Source organism: Variovorax sp. RCC_210 (genome assembly GCF_041355175.1).
In the GTDB taxonomy this organism is placed as follows: domain Bacteria; phylum Pseudomonadota; class Gammaproteobacteria; order Burkholderiales; family Burkholderiaceae_C; genus Variovorax.
Genome location: NZ_JBFUPJ010000013.1, coordinates 233,047 through 251,810, shown reverse-complemented (window position 1 = coordinate 251,810; position 18,764 = coordinate 233,047). Strand labels below are relative to the sequence as shown.

At 69.2% G+C, this 18,764-nt stretch carries 18 protein-coding genes; 5 read left to right on the top strand and 13 right to left on the bottom strand.

What is annotated here, in order from left to right; translation table 11 throughout:
- The first annotated feature begins 234 nt into the window (after positions 1-234).
- Positions 235-1,428 carry an ATP-binding protein gene (locus tag AB6807_RS29680; RefSeq protein ID WP_371087363.1) on the top strand — a complete coding sequence of 398 codons (1,194 nt, stop codon included), beginning with the start codon at positions 235-237 and terminating at the stop codon, positions 1,426-1,428.
- A gap of 45 nt (positions 1,429-1,473) precedes the next feature.
- Here the strand turns inward: AB6807_RS29680 and pilQ are convergent, their stop codons facing one another.
- From pilQ to AB6807_RS29665, 3 genes are all read right to left on the bottom strand, one after another.
- A complete protein-coding gene (gene pilQ / locus AB6807_RS29675) occupies positions 1,474-3,576 on the bottom strand; it encodes a type IV pilus secretin PilQ (RefSeq protein ID WP_371087362.1) in 2,103 nt (700 codons plus the stop codon).
- A gap of 171 nt (positions 3,577-3,747) precedes the next feature.
- Positions 3,748-4,905 carry a porin gene (locus AB6807_RS29670; protein ID WP_371087361.1) on the bottom strand — a complete coding sequence of 386 codons (1,158 nt, stop codon included), beginning with the start codon at positions 4,903-4,905 and terminating at the stop codon, positions 3,748-3,750.
- Complete coding sequence (locus AB6807_RS29665) at positions 4,902-5,159, bottom strand: hypothetical protein (RefSeq protein ID WP_371087360.1); 258 nt, start codon at positions 5,157-5,159, stop codon at positions 4,902-4,904. The genes AB6807_RS29670 and AB6807_RS29665 overlap by 4 nt, the downstream gene beginning before the upstream one ends.
- Here AB6807_RS29665 and AB6807_RS29660 point away from each other — a divergent pair.
- The 4 genes from AB6807_RS29660 to AB6807_RS29645 are packed head-to-tail and all read left to right on the top strand — an operon-like array spanning position 5,158 to position 10,230.
- The gene (locus tag AB6807_RS29660; protein ID WP_371087359.1) at positions 5,158-6,255 is read left to right on the top strand and encodes a hypothetical protein; all 1,098 of its coding nucleotides are present in this window, start codon (positions 5,158-5,160) and stop codon (positions 6,253-6,255) included. The two genes, AB6807_RS29665 and AB6807_RS29660, sit on opposite strands and share 2 nt — an antisense overlap.
- Before the next feature lie 18 nt (positions 6,256-6,273).
- Complete coding sequence (locus AB6807_RS29655) at positions 6,274-7,098, top strand: nuclease-related domain-containing protein (RefSeq protein ID WP_371087358.1); 825 nt, start codon at positions 6,274-6,276, stop codon at positions 7,096-7,098.
- 4 nt (positions 7,099-7,102) lie between these two features.
- Positions 7,103-7,792, top strand: a complete 690-nt coding sequence (locus tag AB6807_RS29650) for a response regulator (protein WP_371087357.1) — start codon at positions 7,103-7,105, stop codon at positions 7,790-7,792.
- Positions 7,793-7,842: 50 nt separating this feature from the next.
- Positions 7,843-10,230 carry an LPS-assembly protein LptD gene (locus tag AB6807_RS29645; RefSeq protein WP_371087356.1) on the top strand — a complete coding sequence of 796 codons (2,388 nt, stop codon included), beginning with the start codon at positions 7,843-7,845 and terminating at the stop codon, positions 10,228-10,230.
- 45 nt (positions 10,231-10,275) lie between these two features.
- Here the strand turns inward: AB6807_RS29645 and AB6807_RS29640 are convergent, their stop codons facing one another.
- The 10 genes from AB6807_RS29640 to accC form a co-directional block, all read right to left on the bottom strand.
- Positions 10,276-11,118 (bottom strand): ABC transporter substrate-binding protein, encoded by an 843-nt coding sequence (locus AB6807_RS29640; RefSeq protein WP_116909255.1) that lies wholly within the window; start codon positions 11,116-11,118, stop codon positions 10,276-10,278.
- A gap of 43 nt (positions 11,119-11,161) precedes the next feature.
- Positions 11,162-11,896: an amino acid ABC transporter ATP-binding protein gene (locus AB6807_RS29635; RefSeq protein ID WP_371087355.1), complete on the bottom strand. Its 735-nt coding sequence runs from the start codon at positions 11,894-11,896 to the stop codon at positions 11,162-11,164.
- 17 nt (positions 11,897-11,913) lie between these two features.
- Positions 11,914-12,720 carry an amino acid ABC transporter permease gene (locus AB6807_RS29630; RefSeq protein WP_371087354.1) on the bottom strand — a complete coding sequence of 269 codons (807 nt, stop codon included), beginning with the start codon at positions 12,718-12,720 and terminating at the stop codon, positions 11,914-11,916.
- 27 nt (positions 12,721-12,747) lie between these two features.
- Positions 12,748-13,449, bottom strand: a complete 702-nt coding sequence (locus AB6807_RS29625) for an amino acid ABC transporter permease (protein ID WP_371087353.1) — start codon at positions 13,447-13,449, stop codon at positions 12,748-12,750.
- 64 nt (positions 13,450-13,513) lie between these two features.
- A complete protein-coding gene (locus AB6807_RS29620; RefSeq protein WP_371087352.1) occupies positions 13,514-14,266 on the bottom strand; it encodes an SDR family oxidoreductase in 753 nt (250 codons plus the stop codon).
- 186 nt (positions 14,267-14,452) lie between these two features.
- A complete protein-coding gene (locus AB6807_RS29615) occupies positions 14,453-15,217 on the bottom strand; it encodes a LamB/YcsF family protein (protein WP_371087351.1) in 765 nt (254 codons plus the stop codon).
- Positions 15,218-15,245: 28 nt separating this feature from the next.
- Positions 15,246-15,767, bottom strand: coding sequence for an acetyl-CoA carboxylase biotin carboxyl carrier protein subunit (locus tag AB6807_RS29610; RefSeq protein WP_371087350.1), 522 nt, complete (start codon positions 15,765-15,767; stop codon positions 15,246-15,248).
- The gene (locus AB6807_RS29605) at positions 15,730-16,740 is read right to left on the bottom strand and encodes a biotin-dependent carboxyltransferase family protein (protein ID WP_371087349.1); all 1,011 of its coding nucleotides are present in this window, start codon (positions 16,738-16,740) and stop codon (positions 15,730-15,732) included. The genes AB6807_RS29610 and AB6807_RS29605 overlap by 38 nt, the downstream gene beginning before the upstream one ends.
- Positions 16,737-17,408, bottom strand: coding sequence for a 5-oxoprolinase subunit PxpB (gene pxpB / locus AB6807_RS29600; RefSeq protein ID WP_371087348.1), 672 nt, complete (start codon positions 17,406-17,408; stop codon positions 16,737-16,739). Before pxpB ends, AB6807_RS29605 begins: the two co-directional genes overlap by 4 nt.
- Positions 17,405-18,757, bottom strand: a complete 1,353-nt coding sequence (gene accC, locus AB6807_RS29595) for an acetyl-CoA carboxylase biotin carboxylase subunit (RefSeq protein ID WP_371087347.1) — start codon at positions 18,755-18,757, stop codon at positions 17,405-17,407. Before accC ends, pxpB begins: the two co-directional genes overlap by 4 nt.
- Positions 18,758-18,764: the final 7 nt, after the last annotated feature.

Genomic DNA, 18,764 nt, shown 5'->3' with positions numbered 1-18,764 from the left:
GATTGGGTGTTTGGCGACTTCCAGTCTCTCAAACCCAACCCGGATGAACACCGGATACAACCTATTGGAGCTTCACAGCTAGGCCGCACGGGCCCCGCAACGCTCGCACCGCCCGCGATGGGGTCGGGCCTGCCGTTGGGCCCTGCAATGCAGCCGGCGCCTTCCATCCAGGCCATGCCGCCGATCATCGACACACCGCAGCCACGCAAGGCCGCCAGCACGACGGAAGCGTCCGTGAAACGCACGGCCCCCGCACCTGCCCAACCGGTGCCGCACGCCCCCACCGCCAGCGCCCCCGCAGAGCCCGCGCCCCGCGCCAGCACCGAGGCCACGCGCCCCCCACGCAGCACCGAGGCCCCGCGCACGCCGCCCACCACCGACACCACCACCGAGGTCGCCCGCCCCGCCGCGCGCGGCCTCTTCGGCCTCGCGCCCGCGCCCTTCGTCGAAGGCGACTTCATCGCCGCCGTCTACACGCGCGAAGGCAGCTGGGTGGTGGTGCAGCCGGTGCCCGAGTCATTCCCCAACGCGTGGCAGCGCCGCGTGCTGCTGTGGTTCCTGATGGCCGCGGCCATCGTGGCGCCGGCGGGCTGGCTGTTCTCGCGCCGGCTGGTGCGCCCGCTGAGCGGCTTCGCGCGCGCGGCCGACCAGCTGGGCCGCGACCCTTCGGCCCCCGTGCTCGCGCTCGAAGGCCCCGCCGAAATAGGCCGCGCCGCGCAGGCCTTCAACCGCATGCAGGCGCGGCTGCGCAGCTTCGTGGACGACCGCACCGTGATGATCGGCGCCATCAGCCACGACCTGCGCACGCCCCTCACGCGGCTGCGCTTTCGCATCGAGGACGTGCCCGACGACGTGCGCGCCGGCATGCTGGACGACGTGGAAGAAATGGAGCGGATGATCGGCTCGGTGCTCAGCTTCATCCGCGACGCCTCGGTGGTCAGCGCGCGCGAGCGCATGGACCTGGCGAGCCTGGTGGAAGACGTGGTCGAGCAGGCCGTGTTCGTCGGCAAGGACGTGCTGCTGCAGCGCACCGAGCACGCCCAGGTCGAGGTCGACGCCATGGGCATGCGCCGCGTGCTCGACAACCTGGTGGAGAACGCCGTCAAGTACGGCCACCAGGCACGCGTGCGCCTGTTCACCGATGGCGCCGACGCCGTGGTCGAGATCAGCGACCGCGGCCCGGGGCTGCCCGCCGACGAGCTGGAGCGCGTGTTCAAGCCCTTCTACCGCTCCCCGCAGGCCCGCGCCTCGCGCGCGTCGGGCAGCGGGCTCGGGCTGGCGGTGTGCCGCTCGATTGCGCGCGCGCACGGCGGCGACGTGGTGCTCAGGTCGGGCCCGCACGGGCTGCTGGCGCAGGTGCGGGTGCCGCTGGCGCTGCAGCCGCAGCGCGGCGAAAGCCGGCTGCCCGAGCGCGGCACGCCCGCCTGAACGCGCTGGCACCTGAAAAGTTCAGCCCTTCAACACTTCAACACCTCAACGCATCGCGTTGCGGTCCGTGATCATCTTCGGGCTGATGAAGATCATCATCTCCGTCTTGTTGTTCACCCGGCTGCGCGTGCGAAACAGCGCGCCCACCACCGGCATTTCTCCCAGCACCGGCACGCGCGACTCCGACGTGGTGTCCGTCAGCTCGAACACGCCGCCGATGACCACCGTGCCGCCGTTCTCCACCAGCACCTCGGTCTGGATGTGCTTGGTGTTGATGGCGTAGCCCGCCGTGGTCGACTGGCCCACCGTGTCCTTGTTGACCTCCAGCGACAGGATGATGTTGCCCTCGGGCGTGATCTGCGGCGTGACCTCGAGCTTCAGGTTGGCCTTGCGAAAGGAGATGGACGTGGCGCCGCTCGATGTCGCCACCTGGTAGGGCAGCTCGGTGCCCTGCTCGATCAGCGCCTTGGTCTGGTCGGCCGTGACCACGCGCGGGCTGGACACCACCTTGCCCTTGCCGTCGGCCTCCAGCGCGGAGATCTCGAGGTTGAGCATCTTCGTGAGGCTGGAGTTGAACAGCGACAGCGCAAAGGTGCCCACCGCGTCGCCCGTGGTGCTGGTCGCGGGCAGGTTGACGAAGCTGGTGGTCGAAGAGACGCTGGTGGTGCTGGAGCTCGACGTGGGCGTGGCGCCCACCGACGAATTCGCGTTGACCGCGCCGCCGCCCAGCTTGGCGCCCAGGCTCTTGCTGAAGGTGTCGGTGGCCTCCACGAAGCGCGCCTCGATCAGCACCTGGCGCACCGGCACGTCGAGCTTCTGCAGCAGCTCGCCCACCTGCGCGAGCCGCGAGGGAATGTCGGTGACGAAGAGCTGGTTGGTGCGCGTCTCGGCCAGCACGCTGCCGCGCGCGCTGAGCAGGCGCGTGGCCGTGCCGCCACCCCCACTCCCACCGCCCCCGCCGGCGTTGGTGCCGCTGCCCGTGAGCCCCTGCGCCACCGTCGCCGCCTTCGCGTAGTTGAGCTGGAACGACTGCGTGCGCAACTGCTCCAGCCCCTGCAGCGTGGCCTGCGCCTCGAACTTGATCTTCTCCTTGGCGTTGAGCTCGTCTTCGGGCGCGATGCGCAGCACGCTGCCGCTCTTGCGCATGCCCAGGTTCTTCGCCTCCAGGATGATGTCCAGCGCCTGGTCCCAGGGCACGTCTTTCAGCCGCAGCGTGAGCGCGCCGCTGACGGTGTCGGAGGTCACGATGTTGAAGTTGGTGAAGTCGGCAATCACCTGCAGCAGCGATCGGACCTCGATGTTCTGGAAATTCAGCGACAGCTTCTCGCCGTTGTATCCGGCGCCCTGCGTGAGCTTGCCGGGGTTGTCCTTGCGCGGGCGCACCTCCACCACGAACTGGCTGTTGCTCTGGTAAGCGCTGTGCTCCCATTCGCCGCGCGGCTCGATCACCATGCGCACGCGGTCGCCGGCCTGCTGCAGCGCCACCGTCTGCACCGGCGTGCCGAAGTCGGCCACGTCGAGCCGGCGGTTCAGCCCCTCGGGCAGCGAAGAGCGGGTGAACTCCACCACCAGCCCCTTGCCCTGCTGGCGAATGTCCACGCCGACCTGGTCGTTGGGCAGCGTGACGATCACGCGGCCGGCGCCGTCGCTGCCCAGGCGAAAGTCGACGTCGCGCAGCGGCAGCATGTCGCGGTTGCGGTTCTCCGCGAACTCGAAGGGCATGGCCGCGCGCAACGCCGCGCCCGCGGCAGGCTGCAGCGACACCAGCAGCGACTTGCCTTGCAGCTCGGTGCGGTACGCCGCCGCCTGCTTCAGGTTGAGCACGAGGCGTGTGCGATCGCCAGCCTGCACCACGTTCACCGAGCGCAGGTTGCCCTGGCCGATGTCGATGGGGGCGCGGCCCAGGTTGCTGTCCATGCCGGCGAAGTCGAGCGCGATGCGCGCGGGCGACTGCACGGCGAAGCCGGCCGGCGCACTGGCCAGCGGCTTTGAAAAATCGATGCGCAGCACCTCGGTGCCGGCTTGCACGGAACCCGTGACGGATTCGATGCGGTTCTGCGCGCAGGCGGCTGCCATCGGCACCGCGCAGGCAAGCAGGAAGACGGCCGCGCGCAACCAGCGCGGGACCGCGAATGTCTGTGTGTTCATTTCACCTGCCTTGGAAACTGCGGCCTCATCTCCTCGCTGCTTCGAGCTCCCTCATGAGCGCAGCGCCCGCCCTGCCGCCGCTGTACACCGCGCGCGCAGTGCACGTGCGGTACGGGCGCCAGGGCCGCATGCGGCGGCGCGGCCCCTCAGCCGCGCCGCCGCAAGGCGTCGTCAGAACGCGTGGCGAATGCCGAAGTCGTAGCCGGTCGACGAACGCGGCATGCCGCTGAAGCCCACGCCCGCGCTGCCGTAGCCGGTGGTGCTGGCCGAGATCAGGCTGCCCGTGTAGTTGGCGTCGTTGCGGTTGTTCACGCGCGCCACCGTGGCGTACAGCGCGGTGCGCTTCGACAGGTTGTGCACGTAGCCGATGGCCAGCTTCTGGCCGCGCGGGTCTTCGCCCGTGATGCCGGCCGCGCCTTCGTTGTAGCGAACCACCGAGTACGACGCGCGGATCAGGCCCGCGCCCACCGGCACGGTCGCGCCGATGAGGTAGCCGTTGTAGCTGTCGTGCGTGTTGCCCAGCGCGGTGTCGAACTTGTTCTGCACGTTCGACAGTTCGCCGAACAGCTTCACAGGGCCGAAGTCGTAGGACGCGCCGAGGTTGATGGTCTGCACCTTGCGGCCCAGCGTGGTGGTGTCCACGACCGTGCTCTGGCCCACGCCCAGCGCCACGTCCAGCGGGCCGTTGGCATAGCCGAAGCGGCCACCGACGTAGCGGCCGGCGCTGCTGCTCGTGGCGGCAGTGGTCGCCGTCGCGTCGGTGCTGGTGTTCTCGGCGAAGCTGTATTGCAGCTGGCCGTAGAAGCCGCCCAGGTTCGGCGGCAGGAAGTAGCCGACCGAGTTGCTGGCGCGCACGTAGTTCGTGTTGTTCAGCGTGCTGTTGCCGCTCACGGTGCTGATCAGGTTGGTGCCCGAGCCGTTGGTGCCGAACGGATCGAACACGGTGTCGTTCCAGAAGGTGGGCGTGTAGTCGCGGCCCAGGCGCAGTTCGCCGAAGCCACCCGACAGGCTCACGGTGGAGCGGCGTGCGAAGGTGCTGATGCCGGTGGCGCCGTCGTCGTTGGTGATGGGCGCTTCGAGCCAGAAGCTCGCTGCCAGGCCGCCGCCGAGGTCTTCCGTGCCACGGAAGCCGAGGCGGCTGGAGTTGTAGGCGGAGTTGCCCAGGCTGGTCTTGCTTTGCTTGACCGACGCACCCGTGACCGGGTCGCGCGCGGTGGCCGACTGATAGGTCACGCCGGCGTCGACGACACCGAACAGCGTGACGGACGATTGGGCAGAAGCCAGGCCACAGACGGCCAGGGCAGCGAATGCCGTGAGGGTTTTCTTCATTCAGGTTTCTCCAGTTTCAGGTCTGATGCGGCCGCTCGGTATCGACCGGCTGTACGCATGGTTTCGCCCAAATCTGGAGGAATTTGGTAGATCCGTTTTCTGTGCCATCGAGTGTTGCGCGGACACATCAAGGTGATGCGCGCCGCAAAGACCTCGCGCGTGGCGCGGCCCTTCAAATTTCTCCCAATTCGCCTGAAAAGATCCACGCATGACGAAGCTGGAAACAAACAGGTGAAGCGCACGAGAACCTTCATGGCCGCGGCGTTCGGTGCACTGGCCATCGCATGCGCGAGCACCAGCATCGCGATGGTTCATTCGACGTCGGTGCTCGCGGCGGGCATGTTCGCGGAGCACGGCGCGCGCGCTGCAACACGTGCAACGCGTGCAACACGCAATCAGGCGCAGGCGCAGGCGCGAACGCAACCGTGGTGGGCCGGCTTCGAGGACGCATCGATGGGCCGGCTGATGGCCGCCGCGCACGGTGCCGACGAACCGGGCGTGGCCGCCGCGTACATCGCGCTCAAGGTGAAGACGCTGGAGCTCGTGTACCTGGAGAACACGCGCGCGGCTGTCGCGCGGCAGGCCGCGCTCATTGGCAGCGGCACGCCACCGCACGACGACTTCGCGAAGCAACTCGCGCAGCGGCAGCTCGCCGCGGACGACAACATCGGCAAGCTGAAGGCGCAACGCACGAGCTACCTTGCCTACCTGGCGGCGCGCTGCGGCATGCCGCAAGCCGCGCTCGAAGCCTTGCTGGCCGACGCGCTGCAAGACAGGTCGCTGCCGCGCTTCGCAGCCGAGGTGCCGAGCGAACTGCCGATGGCCGTGCTGGCCAACCGCAATGACGTGCAGCTGGCCGCCGCGCTGTACGGCGCGAACACCGATGCGCTGGCCGGCGGCGTGATCGACACAAGCGGCGAAGCGCCCGACATCGATGTGCCAGACCAGCCCCTGTACGCCCACGCGGTGATGCAGGCGCGCGACCAGGTCGCCGGCGCCTTGCAGCACCTGCAGATGCAGAGCGACATCGCGAACACCGCCTACGCGCGCGTGGTCGATGCACGCGCCGACTTCGAAGCATCGAAGCAGCGCCGCGACCGCGGCGACATTTCCGAAGTGCAGCTGATGGAAGACTTCCAGGGCCTGCTGCTCGACCTGCACGTGATGGCCGCCGCCAACGGCGAGCTGGCGATGGCGTGGGTGCTCTTCATGGGCAACGTGGGTGGCGCGAGCGGCATGGGCAACGACACCGCCATCGACGCCATGGCCACCCCGCAGGCCACGCAGGCCACGCAGGCAAAGGAATTGCCGTTTCTGCACAAAGTCTCCCGAAAGTTGCGCAATCCTTGAAGCTCGAAGGAGCACTCCATGACCACTGCCTTGCACAAAGCCCCCGCCCGCACCGTGCTCACGTTGCCCGGCCACTCGCGCGCCCCGGCGCACACGCACACGCACACGCTCGCGCACGCACCAACGCAGCACCCGCGTCATTCGCTCGCCATCGACGGCGAACAGGACGGCACCACCGCCACCGCGCTCGGCGTGCAGCAGCTGGTGAACGCATTCAAGCCCGCCTTCGGCCGGCTGCACGTGCTGCAGGACCTGGTCATTCCCATGTACGAAGGCAGCGCCGTGCCCACGGCCCGCTTCGACGTGGCGCTGGTGTGCGAGGCCGGCGTGTACCTGTTCGAGGTGAAGGGCTGGCGCAACGCCGTGGTGTACCGCAAGACCTCGGCGCACACGGTGCCGCGCTGGTTCCTGCGCCAGCGCGACCATTCGCTGGCGCGCGAGGTGAAGGACCCCGCCTGGCAGTGCGGCCGCAAGACCACGCACCTGCGCAGCCTGCTGCCGCCCGACCTGCGCGTGCAGTACTTCGTGCTGCTGCCTTTCGACGGCGTCGAGCTCGAGGGCGTGATGCCCACCGTGGTGATCACGCCGCAAGACCTGCCCTACATCGCGCGCGTGGCACGCAACAACGGACGCAACGAGCAGGGCTATCCGCTGCTGGACGGCGCGGCCATCGACCGCACGCTGCAGCTGCTGGCCGACGTGCAGGGCGAGCTCACGGTGGACGACCACCTGCGCAACAGCCGCGAGAAGCCGGGTCGCGCGCACGCCTCACTCCCCGAACACACTGCCCACGCTGCCCGCCCCGCACATCCCGCACACCCGGGCGTGCTGAAGCTGCAATGACCCGATGAGCCGGATCCTGCTGGTGGAGCAAGGCCACGACGCCGCCTCGGTGCTGCACCACGAACTGCACCAGGCCGGCCACGAGATCGAGCACATCGAGGACGGCGCGGTGGCGCTGCACCGCATGCTCACCGCGCCGCCCGCGCTCACGCTGCTCGACGTGGCGCTGCCGCATGTGAGCGGCCTGCAGATCCTGGAGAAGGTGCGCGCGCGCAGCGACCACCCGGTCATCATGCTGACCGCGCGCGGCGACGAGGCCGACCGGCTGCGCGGCTTCGAGCTGGGGGCGGACGACTACGTGTGCAAGCCCTTCTCGCCGCGCGAGGTGGCGGTGCGCATCCACGTGGTGCTGCGCCGCTATGCGCAGCGCTACCGCGTGGCGCGACCGCAGGCGCCCATCACCTTCGGCGCGGGCCGCGGCTGCGCCATGCTCGACGGCCACCCGCTGCCGCTGACGCGGCGCGAGTCGCTGCTGCTGCGCGCGCTGTCGCAGGAGCCGGGGCGCGTGCTCACGCGCTCCAAGCTGCTGGAGGTGGCGTTTCCCGAGGCGCTGGACGTGAACGAGCGCGTGGTCGACACCCACATCAAGAACCTGCGCAAGAAGCTGGCCACGGTGTCGGCGGCGCACGACTGGATTCGCTCGGTCTACGGCGTGGGCTTCGCGTGGGAATCGCGCGCGCGGCACGACGCCTGAACGACGCCAGACCCGCGCGGTTCGTCCGACCTTTTTCCTTGTTGTTCGCCATGAAACTACGCTGGCGCGGTTCGCCGGGGATGCTGTCGCCACTGCTGTTGCTGGTACTCCTGCTGCACGCGCGGCCGGTGCCGGCCCAGGAAGCCTGGAGCGACGCCCCGCTGGTGCTGCGGCGCACGCCGCAACTGCCCGAGACCATCGCGCCGGCCGAACGCGGCGCGCGGCCCAGCCTGGTCGACGGCGACCGGCTCTCGGGCCGGCCCGACCTCGAGGTGGTGGTCGAGGGCGATGCGTCGCTGCGGCGCGGCGACACCCACATCACCGCCGACCGGCTCGAATACCAGCCGCCCGGCGACCTGGCCACGGCCACCGGCAACGTGCGCCTCAACCAGGGCGGCAATGTGTACGAAGGGCCGGCGCTGCAACTGAAGCTCGAAAGCTACGAGGGCTTCTTCGAGCATGTGCGCTACACGCTGCTGGAAACGGGCGCGCATGGCGAGGCCGAGCGCATCGACTTCGTCGACCCCAAGGTGTCGGTGGCGCGGCACGTGACCTACACCACCTGCCTGCGCGAGAACTACGCGGGCTGGGTGCCGGCGTGGATGCTCACCGCCGTGACCATGACCACCGACAGCGACACCAACCTGGCCACCGCCACCGACGCGCAGGTCAGCTTTCTCGGGCTGACCACGCCGGCGATACCGTCGGTGAGCTTTCCGCTGAACAACGCGCGCCAGAGCGGGCTGCTGCCGCCGGTGATCGGTTTCGACAGCACCAACGGCTTCGAGTACCTGCAGCCGTACTACTGGAACATCGCGCCCAACCGCGACGCCACCTTCTACCCCGAGATCATGAGCAACCGCGGCGTGAACCTGGGCAGCGAGTTCCGCTACCTCGAGAAGACCTACAGCGGCGAGGTGCGGGTGGACGAGATGCCCAGCGACAGCCTGCGCGAGCGCAACCGCTGGGGCCTGTGGGCGCAGCACCACCAGCAGTTGGACGCCAAGCCCTTCGGGCTCGATTCGCTGAGCACCTCGTTCAACATCAACCGCGTGAGCGACGACGACTACTGGCGCGACTTTGCCCACACGCCCACGCTCACCTCGCGCCAGCTCACGAACGAGGCCGACCTGAACTGGACCAAGGGCGACTGGAGCGGCCAGGCGCGCACGCTGTCGTACCAGACGCTGCAGTACGCGGCCGCGCCCATCACGCCGTCGTACAACCGCGTGCCGCAGCTCACGGCCAACTACAACACCTACGACTGGCACGGCCTGGACGTGTCGGGCACGCTGGACTACACGCGCTTCGAGGTGGACCCGGCCTATGCGCCCACGCTCAACGGCATCGCGCAGCCCAACGGCGAGCGCGTGGTGGGCAACCTGCAGGTGAGCAGGCCGTGGGTGGTGCCGGGCGGCTTCGTCATTCCGAAGCTGCTGCTGCACACGGCCTCCTACCAGCTCGCCTCGCCGCTGGCGAGCGGGGCCAGCGCCATCACCAGCGTGGTGCCGACCATGAGCCTGGACAGCGGCCTGGTGTTCGAGCGCGACGCCACGCTCTTCGGCCACGCCTGGCGCCAGACGCTGGAGCCGCGCGCCTTCTACGTGCGCACGCCCTACCGCGACCAGAGCCAGCTGCCGGTGTACGACACGGCCGCCAACGACGTGAGCTTTGCCACGCTCTACACGGAGAACGCGTTCTCGGGCAACGACCGCGTGTCGGACACCAACACGCTGACGACCGGCGTGACCACGCGCCTGCTCGACCCGGTGACGGGCGCGGAGTCGGCGCGCTTCGGCATTGCGCAGCGCTTTCGCTTCAGCGACCAGAACGTGACGCTGCCGGGCGGCACCGCGGTGACCGACCGCTCGGGCGACTTCATCCTGGGCGGGCAGGTGCACTGGAACCCGAAGTGGAGCGTGGACGGCCTGGCGCAATACAACATGGACACCGGCAAGTCCACGCGCGACACGCTCACGCTGCGCTACACGCCGGCGCAGTACCACACGCTCACGGCGGCTTTCCGCTTCCAGGCCGACAGCAGCGCCACCGCCAACGACGGCACGAAGACGGTGGACTTCAACTGGCAGTGGCCGCTGAGCGAGCTGACGCGCGGCCTGCTGGGCACCAGGTCGGCGAACGACCCGGGGCGCTGGTATGCGGTGGGGCGGCTGAGCTACAGCCTGCACGACCGCGCGCTATCGGACAGCCTGGTGGGCGCCGAGTACAACGCCTGCTGCTGGGTGGGCCGCATCGTGCTCGAGCGGCTGGTGTCGGGGCGCGCCACGCCAGACACGCGGCTGATGTTCCAGATCCAGTTCAACGGCTTCGGCAACATCGGCTCGAACCCGACGAGCACGCTGCTGCAGAACATCCAGGGCTATCAGCCGCTGAACCAGCCGACCCAGGCGCCCAGCCGGTTCACCAACTACGACTGAGGCTTGCGGTTCGGGTCTTCTCGTGGTTCGCCCCCGCCGAACACGTCAAGGCAACAGTTCGAACTTCAGCTCGGCCAACGGCGTGACCTTCTCTTCGCGCACCATCTTGTATTCGGTGTTCGGGCCGAGCCACTTGGCCCAGATGCGGTCGAGCTCGCCCGATTTCTCCAGCGCATAGAGCGCGCCGTTCACCTTGGCCAGCAGCGCGGGCTCGTCCTTCTTCATGCCGATGCCCACGGGCTGCAGCACCATGGGGTCGGCGATCATCTTCAGCGCCACGCCGCCGGTCTTCGACTGGTTCACGAGCTTGGTGATGGTCATGGTGTTGGCCACCATGCCGACCGACTTGTTCTGCTGCACCGCCATGAAGGCCGAGCCGGTGTCTTGGAAGGTGACGGGCTCGGAGCCGTTCATCTTGATGGACATCTCCGAGGTGGAGCCCTTGGTCGAGCTCAGGCGCTTGCCCTTGAAGTCGGCCTTGGCGGTGCCGGGGTCGGAGGCCTTCACCGCCAGCATTTCCTTGGCCACGTAGTACGGGTCGCTGAACTGGATCTGCTCGCCGCGGCTCTTGGTGTAGGCCAGGTTGGCGATGGTGACGTCCACCCGGCCCAGCTTCACCTCGGGCACGCGCGCCTCCACCGACAGCGGCGTGACCTTGGCGCTGAGCCCCAGTTCCTTGGCGATGGCGTTGCACAGGTCGACGTCGTGGCCGACCATTTCGCGCGTCTTGGGGTCGGGCGCGGCGAACGGAGGCACGTCGGCGAAGGTGCCGCACTTGAGCTCCTTGCGCTGGGCAATGTCGCTCCACTGGTCGGCGTGCGCGAGCAGGGAAGCCGCGCATAGGCAGGTGCCGAGGGTGGCGAGGCGGAAGACGGACTTGTTCGACATGGAAGGCTCCTGAGGAGATTGCGAAGAAGAGAACGGCGGGAACTCAGTGCGCGCGCAGGTCCGACAGGAAGCGCTGCGCGCGCGGATGCTGCGGGCTGCTGAAGAAGGTGGCCGGGTCGGCCGTCTCCAGGATGCGGCCGGCGTCCATGAACCAGACGCGGTCGGCCACCTCGCGGGCGAAGTTCATCTCGTGGGTGACGCACATCATGGTCATGCCGTCGTGTGCCAGGCCGCGCATCACCGACAGCACTTCGCCGACCATCTCGGGGTCGAGCGCGCTGGTGGGTTCGTCGAACAGCATGGCCGGCGGCTCCATGGCCAGCGCGCGCGCGATGGCCACGCGCTGCTGCTGGCCGCCCGAGAGCTGCGCGGGGTAGGCCCCGGCCTTGTTCGACAGGCCCACGCGCTCCAGCAGCTGGCCGGCCTTGGCCCTCGCGTCGGCGCGCTTCACGCCCAGCACGCGCATGGGCGACAGCATGATGTTCTCCAGCACCGACAGGTGCGGGAACAGGTTGAAGCTCTGGAACACGAAGCCGATGCGGCTGCGCAGCCGGTTGAGCGCCTTGCTGCTCATGGGCGCGTGGATGTCGTGGCCGTCGAACAGCAGCTGGCCCGATTTCACTTCCTCCAGCCGGTTCACGGTGCGGATCAGCGTCGACTTGCCGGAGCCCGAAGGCCCGCAGACCACCACCACCTCGCCCTTCTTCACCTCGGCGTTGATGTCGGCCAGCGCCTGGTAGTCGCCGTACCACTTGTTGATGTCGGAGAACAGGATCATGGGGTCGTCCTTGGGCGTCATGGCAAGGTCGCCACGGGGGGAACGGGAGGAACAGCAGAGACAGCGGAGGCAGGCGGAACAGGCGAACCAGGGAAAGTCGCGGCCCCCGCCCCGCCAGGCGCCGCCACGGCGCCCAGGCGCTTGTGCGCGATGCGCCGCTCCAGCCACTGCGCGAGCTGCGTGAGGCTGAAGCACACCACGTAGTAGGTCAGCGCCAGAATGAAGAACACCTGGAACGGCTTGGTCAGCAGCTGGTTGTTGATCTGGTTGGCCGCGAAGGTGAGCTCCTGCACATTGATCACGTAGCCCAGCGTGGTCTCCTTGATGGTGGAGATGAACTGGCTCAGCATGCTGGGCAGCATGTTGTAGAGCGCCTGCGGCAAGATGACGAACCACATGGTGCCCAGGTGGCTGTGGCCCAGCGCACGCGCCGCCTCGGCCTGCCCCTTGGGCAGCGACAGGATGCCGGCGCGCACCACCTCCGACAGGTAGGCGCCCTCGTAGATCACCAGCGTGCACAGCATGGTGGTGAAGCCCGACACCTCGCGCCCGATGAGGATGGGCACCAGAAAGTACACCCACAGGATCACCATGAGCAGCGGCACGCCGCGCACCACGTACACCAGCACCGTGGCCGGCCAGCGCAGCAGCCGCCAGGGCGACAGCCGCGCCAGCGCCAGCAGCACCGACAGCGGAAACGCCAGCACGATGCCGAGCACCGAAAGAATCAAGGTGGCGACGATGCCGCCGAGCGGGCCGCTCGGGTACTGGCCGACCAGCAGCAGCAGCCAGTTGTCGCGAAGGATTTCGTAGACGCTGTACATCGTGTGTTCCGGCTGCGTTGCTTTTTTCTACCTGGCGCCGACGATGCGGTAGCGCCGCGCCAGCCAGCCGCCCACGGCCATGATGAGCAGCGAGCACACCAGGTACAGCACGGTGGCCACGCTGTAGGCCTCGAAGGTGCGAAAGCTCTGGCTCTCTATTTCCTTCACCGCGTGCGTGAGCTCGGCCACGCCGATGGCCATGGCCAGGCTGCTGTTCTTGAACAGCGACACGCTGTGGTTCACCAGCGCCGGCACCGCGTTGCGGATGGCCTGCGGCAGCATCACGTGGCGCATCGAGCCGATGTAGCCGTGGCCCAGCGCGCGCGCGGCCTCGGCCTGGCCCGACGGGATGGCGCGCAGGCCAGAGCGCATGTCTTCGCTGAAATAGGCGGCCTGGCACAGCCCGAGCGCGACGATCGACAGCAGGGTCTCGGCGTTGTGCACCGACAGCCAGCCCTGCAGCGCGTCGGGCAGCAGGCTGAAGATGCCGAAGTACCAGAACATGAGCTGCACCAGCGTGGGCACGTTGCGGTGGTAGGACACATAGGCGGCCACCACGCGCTCGGCGATGCGGTGGGTGGTAAGGCGCACCACCAGCAGCACCACGGCCATGGCCATGGCGAGCAGCCAGGAGCCGGCCGCGATCTTCAGCGTCTGCATCAGGCCGTGCAGCAGCATGGCGCCGAACTCGGGCTTCAGCAGGATCGCCAGCAGGTCGAAGTCCTTCATGCGCGGTTCCTTGGCGTGGCTTGCTCGGCTTGCATGGCGTGAATGACGTGAATGGCGCGGGACGTCAGGCCTGCGGCGCCTCGGGCCGCGTGGTCTGCAGCCCGCCCGGCACCTGCAGCGTGGGCGTGATTTCCATGTGGCCCACGTTCACCGCGATGGGCGCAGCGATGCAGAAGGCGATGGCGTTGGCGATGTCTTCGGCCTGCGGCAGCTCGAAGCCTTCGACGAAGCGCTTGCGCGTGTCTTCGGAGTCGCCGTGCACGTGCGCGAAGATGTCGGTGGCCACGCGGCCGGGGCAGATCTCGGTGACGCGCACGCGCTTGCCGAACACGTCGATGCGCAGCTGCCGCGACAGCATGCTCACGGCCGCCTTGGTGGCGTGGTAGGTGCTGTTGCCGCCGAAGTTGTAGGCCGCGGCAATGGAGCTGATGTTGACCACGTGGCCGCGGTCGCGCGCCACCATGCCGGGCACCACGAGCCGGCACAGGTGCAGCACGGCGCGCAGGTTCACGTCCACCAGCAGGTCGATGCCTTCGGCGTCGGCCTTGAGGATGGAGCCGGGGCGGTCCACGCCGGCGTTGTTGACCAGCACGTCGAACTCGACCTCCTGCGCGAGCCGCGTCACGGCGGCGAGGTCGCTCACGTCGATGGCATGCACGGTGCAGCCGGTGCGCTGCGCCAGTTCGGCCAGCTTGTCGGCGCTGCGCGCGAGCGCGTGCACCTTCAGGCCTTCGTTGCTGAGGCGCTCGACAACGGCGGCGCCGATGCCCGAGGAAGCACCTGTCACCAGCGCGGTCTTGTAGTCGGAAAAAGGCATCTTGCGTTCTTTCTTGAAGGGGCGTTCGAGCGCCTGGAATTCACTGTATCGACCGTCCGCGCACGGCGCCAAGACGGTTTGTCTGTGGAGCGATAAGCCGCCCTTATGTCGCCCGGCATCTGTGCATATGACCAAGGGTAAGCACCATGTTCGTGCCCGTTCGCGGTGCTTGCTTTTTGTCGCGGCTCACGCCGATTGCCTGGAGATGGGCACGATGCGCCCGGCCTGCTCGACCACCCCACGCACGGCGCGCGCCAGCTCGACCGCGCCGGGCATGTCGCCGTGCAGCAGGATGGAGTGCGCGCGCATCGGCAGTCTGTTGCCGGTGTAGCTGGTGACGGTGCCGTCTTCGAGCAGCTGGCGCACGCGCGCGAGCACGGCGTCTTGCGCGTGGATGACGGCGCCGGGCAGCTTGCGCGGCACGAGCAGGCCGTCGTCGCCGCAGGCCCGGTCGGCCAGGAACACGGTGCGCACGCGCAGCCCGCAGCGCTCGGCCGCGCCTTCGATGGCGGCGCTGGCGGAGGTGCTGACGGTGAGCGACGGATCGAAGTCGGCCACGGCGCGCACCAGCGGCCCGGCCAGCGCGGCGTCGGCGGCGGCCATGTTGCCGAGCGCGCCATGGAAGCTCATGTGCGTCATGCGGTGCCCGGCCGTGCGCGCCATGCCGTCGAGCGCGCTCAACTGGTAGAGCACGTAGCTCACGAGCTCCTTCGTCTCGATCTGCATGGGCCGGCGCCCGAAGCCCACGAGGTCCGGAAAGCCCACGTGCGCGCCCACGTCGACGCCGCGCTGCCGCGCCATGCGCACGGTGCGGTCCATGATGACCGGGTCGCCCGCGTGAAAGCCGCAGGCGACGTTGGCGGAAGAAACGATGTCCAGCAGCGCCTCGTCCTCGCCCATGCGCCAGGGTCCGAAGCCTTCGCCGAGGTCTGCGTTGAGGTCGATGTCCATGGGGAGTCCTTGTCGCTTCGGTTCGGGGTCAGAGGGGATGCAGGTCGACGAGGGCGGTGCCGTAGCCGACCGCGACGCCGCCCTGCACATGCATGGCGTCGACGATGCCGGCCTGGGGCGCGGCCACGGGCAGCAGCAGCGGGCCGATGCTCAGCAAGCCCATGAGCTGGCCTGCCTGCACATGCTGGCCGACGCTTGCAAGGGGTTGCGTGGCAAGCGGATGGCTGCGCAGAAACACGCCGACCGACGAAGCCTTGACTGCGACGGTTTCTGTTTCGGCTGCTTCGTCTTTTTCGCCTGTCGCGTCTGCTTCTTCCTCTTGTCCCGGCAGCTCGACGATGTCGTTCCCTTGCCTGCCGAGTCGCAAGGTGCCGTGCGGGGTGCGCAGCTCCAGCAGGTCGATGTCCGTGCTCGCCAGCCACGCCGCCAGCTCCGCCGCACGCTGCGACGTGTCCTGCATGTCGGGCTTTCCCGGCACCTCGTTCGGGGCGTGCGCACAAAGATCACGGCGCTCAGACACGAGGCGCTCCCCGATGAAGCGCCACCACACGCGCCACCTTGTCGAGCCACGCACGCACTTCGTCCAGCGCGTCGAGCGCCTCGTCCCACGTGGCTTCGATGAAACGCACGCGGCTCCCGATCGGGGCCTGTCCAAGGCGCCACATGTCGGCCTCGATCACGGTGCCGAACTTGGGGTAGCCGCCCGACGGCTGGGCGTCGCGCATCTGGATGATGGGCTGGCCGCTGTGCGGCACCTGGATGACGCCGGGCACGATGCCGTGCGAGCGCAGTTCCATGGGCGCGATGGGGCGCAGGGCCTCGCCTTCGAGGCGGTAGCCGTAGCGGTCGCTCTGGGGGGTGATCTTCCAGTCGGCGGACCAGAAGGCGTCGCGCGACCGTGGCTCGAACGACAGGTATTCGGCCGCGGGGAGCACGCGCACCGCGGGCACGCCGTCGCGCTGCAGCGGCAACGCGAGCGCGGGGGGAACCAGGCCGAAGCCAGTGCGGCCGGGTTGCGTGGCACCCGATGCAGCTGCCGCACCCGCTCCACCCACGGCACGCAACACATCGCCGCGGCGCAGCGCGCGGCCTTCATGGCCACCGAAGGCGCCACGCAGCTGCGTGCTGCGCGAGCCCAGCACCTCGGGCACGTCGATGCCGCCGGCCACGCACAGCACGGCGCGGCTGCCGCGCTGGGCGCCGCCCTGCGGCAGGCCGAGCGCGAGCACCTGCCCGGCGCGTGCCTGGTGCACCCACCAGGGCATGAGCGGCTGATCGTCGAGGCGGGCCGCGCAGTCGGCGCCGGTGAGCGCGAAGGCGCAGTCTTCGTCGAAGCGTACCTTGAACGGAAACACCGGCACTTCGATGGCCGCCACGTCCAGCGCGTTGCCCAGCAGCAGGTTGCCCGCGGCCAGGGCCAGGTTGTCCATGGCGCCCGAGGTGCCCACGCCCCAGCGCAGGCTGCCGGTGCGGCCCAGGTCCTGCACGGTGGCGAGCGCCGCCGACGAGAGTACTTCGATCATCGGACGATGCCCTCCACGCGAAATCGGATCATGTCGCCCGGCTGCAGCATCGCGGGCGGGTCTTGCGCGGGGTCGAAGAACACCATCGATGTGCTGCCGATGGTGTTCCAGCCGCTGGGGCCGGCCGAGGCCGACACGCCGGTCTGCGCGCCGCCGATGGACACGGCCCCGCCCGGGATGCTGAGCACCGGCACCTTGCGCCGCGGCGTGGCGATGCGCGCGTCCATGCCGCCCAGGTAGCAGTAGCCGGGGTGGCTGCCCAGCGCGTACACCGGGTACAGCGGCGCGCTGTGCAACTCGACGATGGCCTCCACGCTCAGGCCGGTGTGGGCCACCACGTCGGCCATGTGCGGGCCGCCCTCGCCGCCGTAGACCACGGGCAGCTCGACCACGCGGCCTTCGCGCTGCAAGGCGGTGGCGGCGGCCCAGGCCTCGCACAGGCGCGTGCGCAGTGCGTCGAGCTGGCGCGGCGGGCGGGTGAAGGTGAGCATCAGGTTGCTCATGCCGGGCACGGCCTCGCGCACCTCGGGCCAGCGCTCGGCCTCGTGCGCCAGCGCCCAGATGCGCTGCTGCGAGGGCAGGTCCATGTCGCCGGGCGCCTCGAACAGCAAAGCGGTGGTGCCCAGCAGGCTGATGGACGGTGACGTCGTGGATGTCTTTGCGCTCACGCCGCGCTCCTTTGCTGCAGCCAGCGTTCGAGGTGGTGGATGTCGACGCCGCCTTCCGCAAAACCCGCGTCGCGCAGCAGCGCGCGGTGCAGCGCCACGTTGGTGTCGATGCCCTCCACGCGCGTCTCGGCCAGCGCCAGTCGCATGCGCTCCAGCGCGTCGGCGCGGCTGTCGCCGTGCACGATGAGCTTGGCGATCATCGAGTCGTAGTACGGCGGCACGCGGTAGCCGGCGCCGGCATGCGAATCGACGCGCACGCCGAAGCCGCCGGGCACCTGCCAGCCGGTGATGCGGCCCGGCGCGGGCGCGAAGGTGTCGGGGTTCTCGGCGTTGATGCGGCACTCGATGGCGTGGCCCTGGCAGCGCACGTCGGCCTGCGCCAGCCGCAGGCGCTCGCCGCGCGCCATGCGCAACTGCTGCTGCACGATGTCGATGCCGGTGGTCATCTCGGTCACCGGGTGCTCGACCTGCAGGCGGGTGTTCATCTCGATGAAATAGAAGGCGCCGCGCTCGTACAGGAACTCGAAGGTGCCCACGCCGCAGTAGCCGATCTGCCGGCACGCGGCCGCGCATCGCTCGCCCACCTCGGCCAGCAGCGCCTCGTCGATGCCCGGCGCGGGCGCCTCCTCGATCACTTTCTGGTGGCGCCGCTGCAGCGAGCAGTCGCGGCTGCCGAGCCACACGGCATGGCCGTGGCTGTCGGCCAGCACCTGGATCTCCACGTGGCGCGGGTGCAGCAGGAACTTCTCGATGTAGACCTCGGGGTTGCCGAAGGCCTGGCGCGCTTCTTCGCGCGTGAGCGCCATGGCGTGCAGCAGCGCGGCTTCCTCGTGCACCACGCGCATGCCGCGCCCGCCTCCGCCGCCCGCGGCCTTCACGATGACCGGGTAGCCGATGTCGCGCGCCAGCGCCAGCACGGCGGCCGGGTCGTCGGGCAGCGGCTCGTCGGGGCCGGGCACGCAGGGCACGCCGGCCTTGCGCATCGCGCGCTTGGCCGAGACCTTGTCGCCCATGGTGCGGATGCACGCGGCGCTCGGTCCGACGAAGACCAGGCCGGCCTCCTCGACGCGCGCGGCGAAGCCCGCGTTTTCCGAGAGGAAGCCGTAGCCCGGGTGAATGGCCTGCGCGCCGCTCACCTCGGCGGCGAACAGGATGGCGGACTGGTTCAGGTAGCTCAGCGCCGGCGCCGCCGGGCCGATGCACAGCGCCTGGTCGGCCTGCGCGACATACATCGCGTCGCGGTCGGCCTCGGAATGCACGACCACCGTGCGCAGGCCCAGTCCCCGGCAGGCGCGCTGGATGCGCAGGGCGATCTCGCCGCGGTTGGCAATGAGCACGGTGTCGAACATGGCGCGT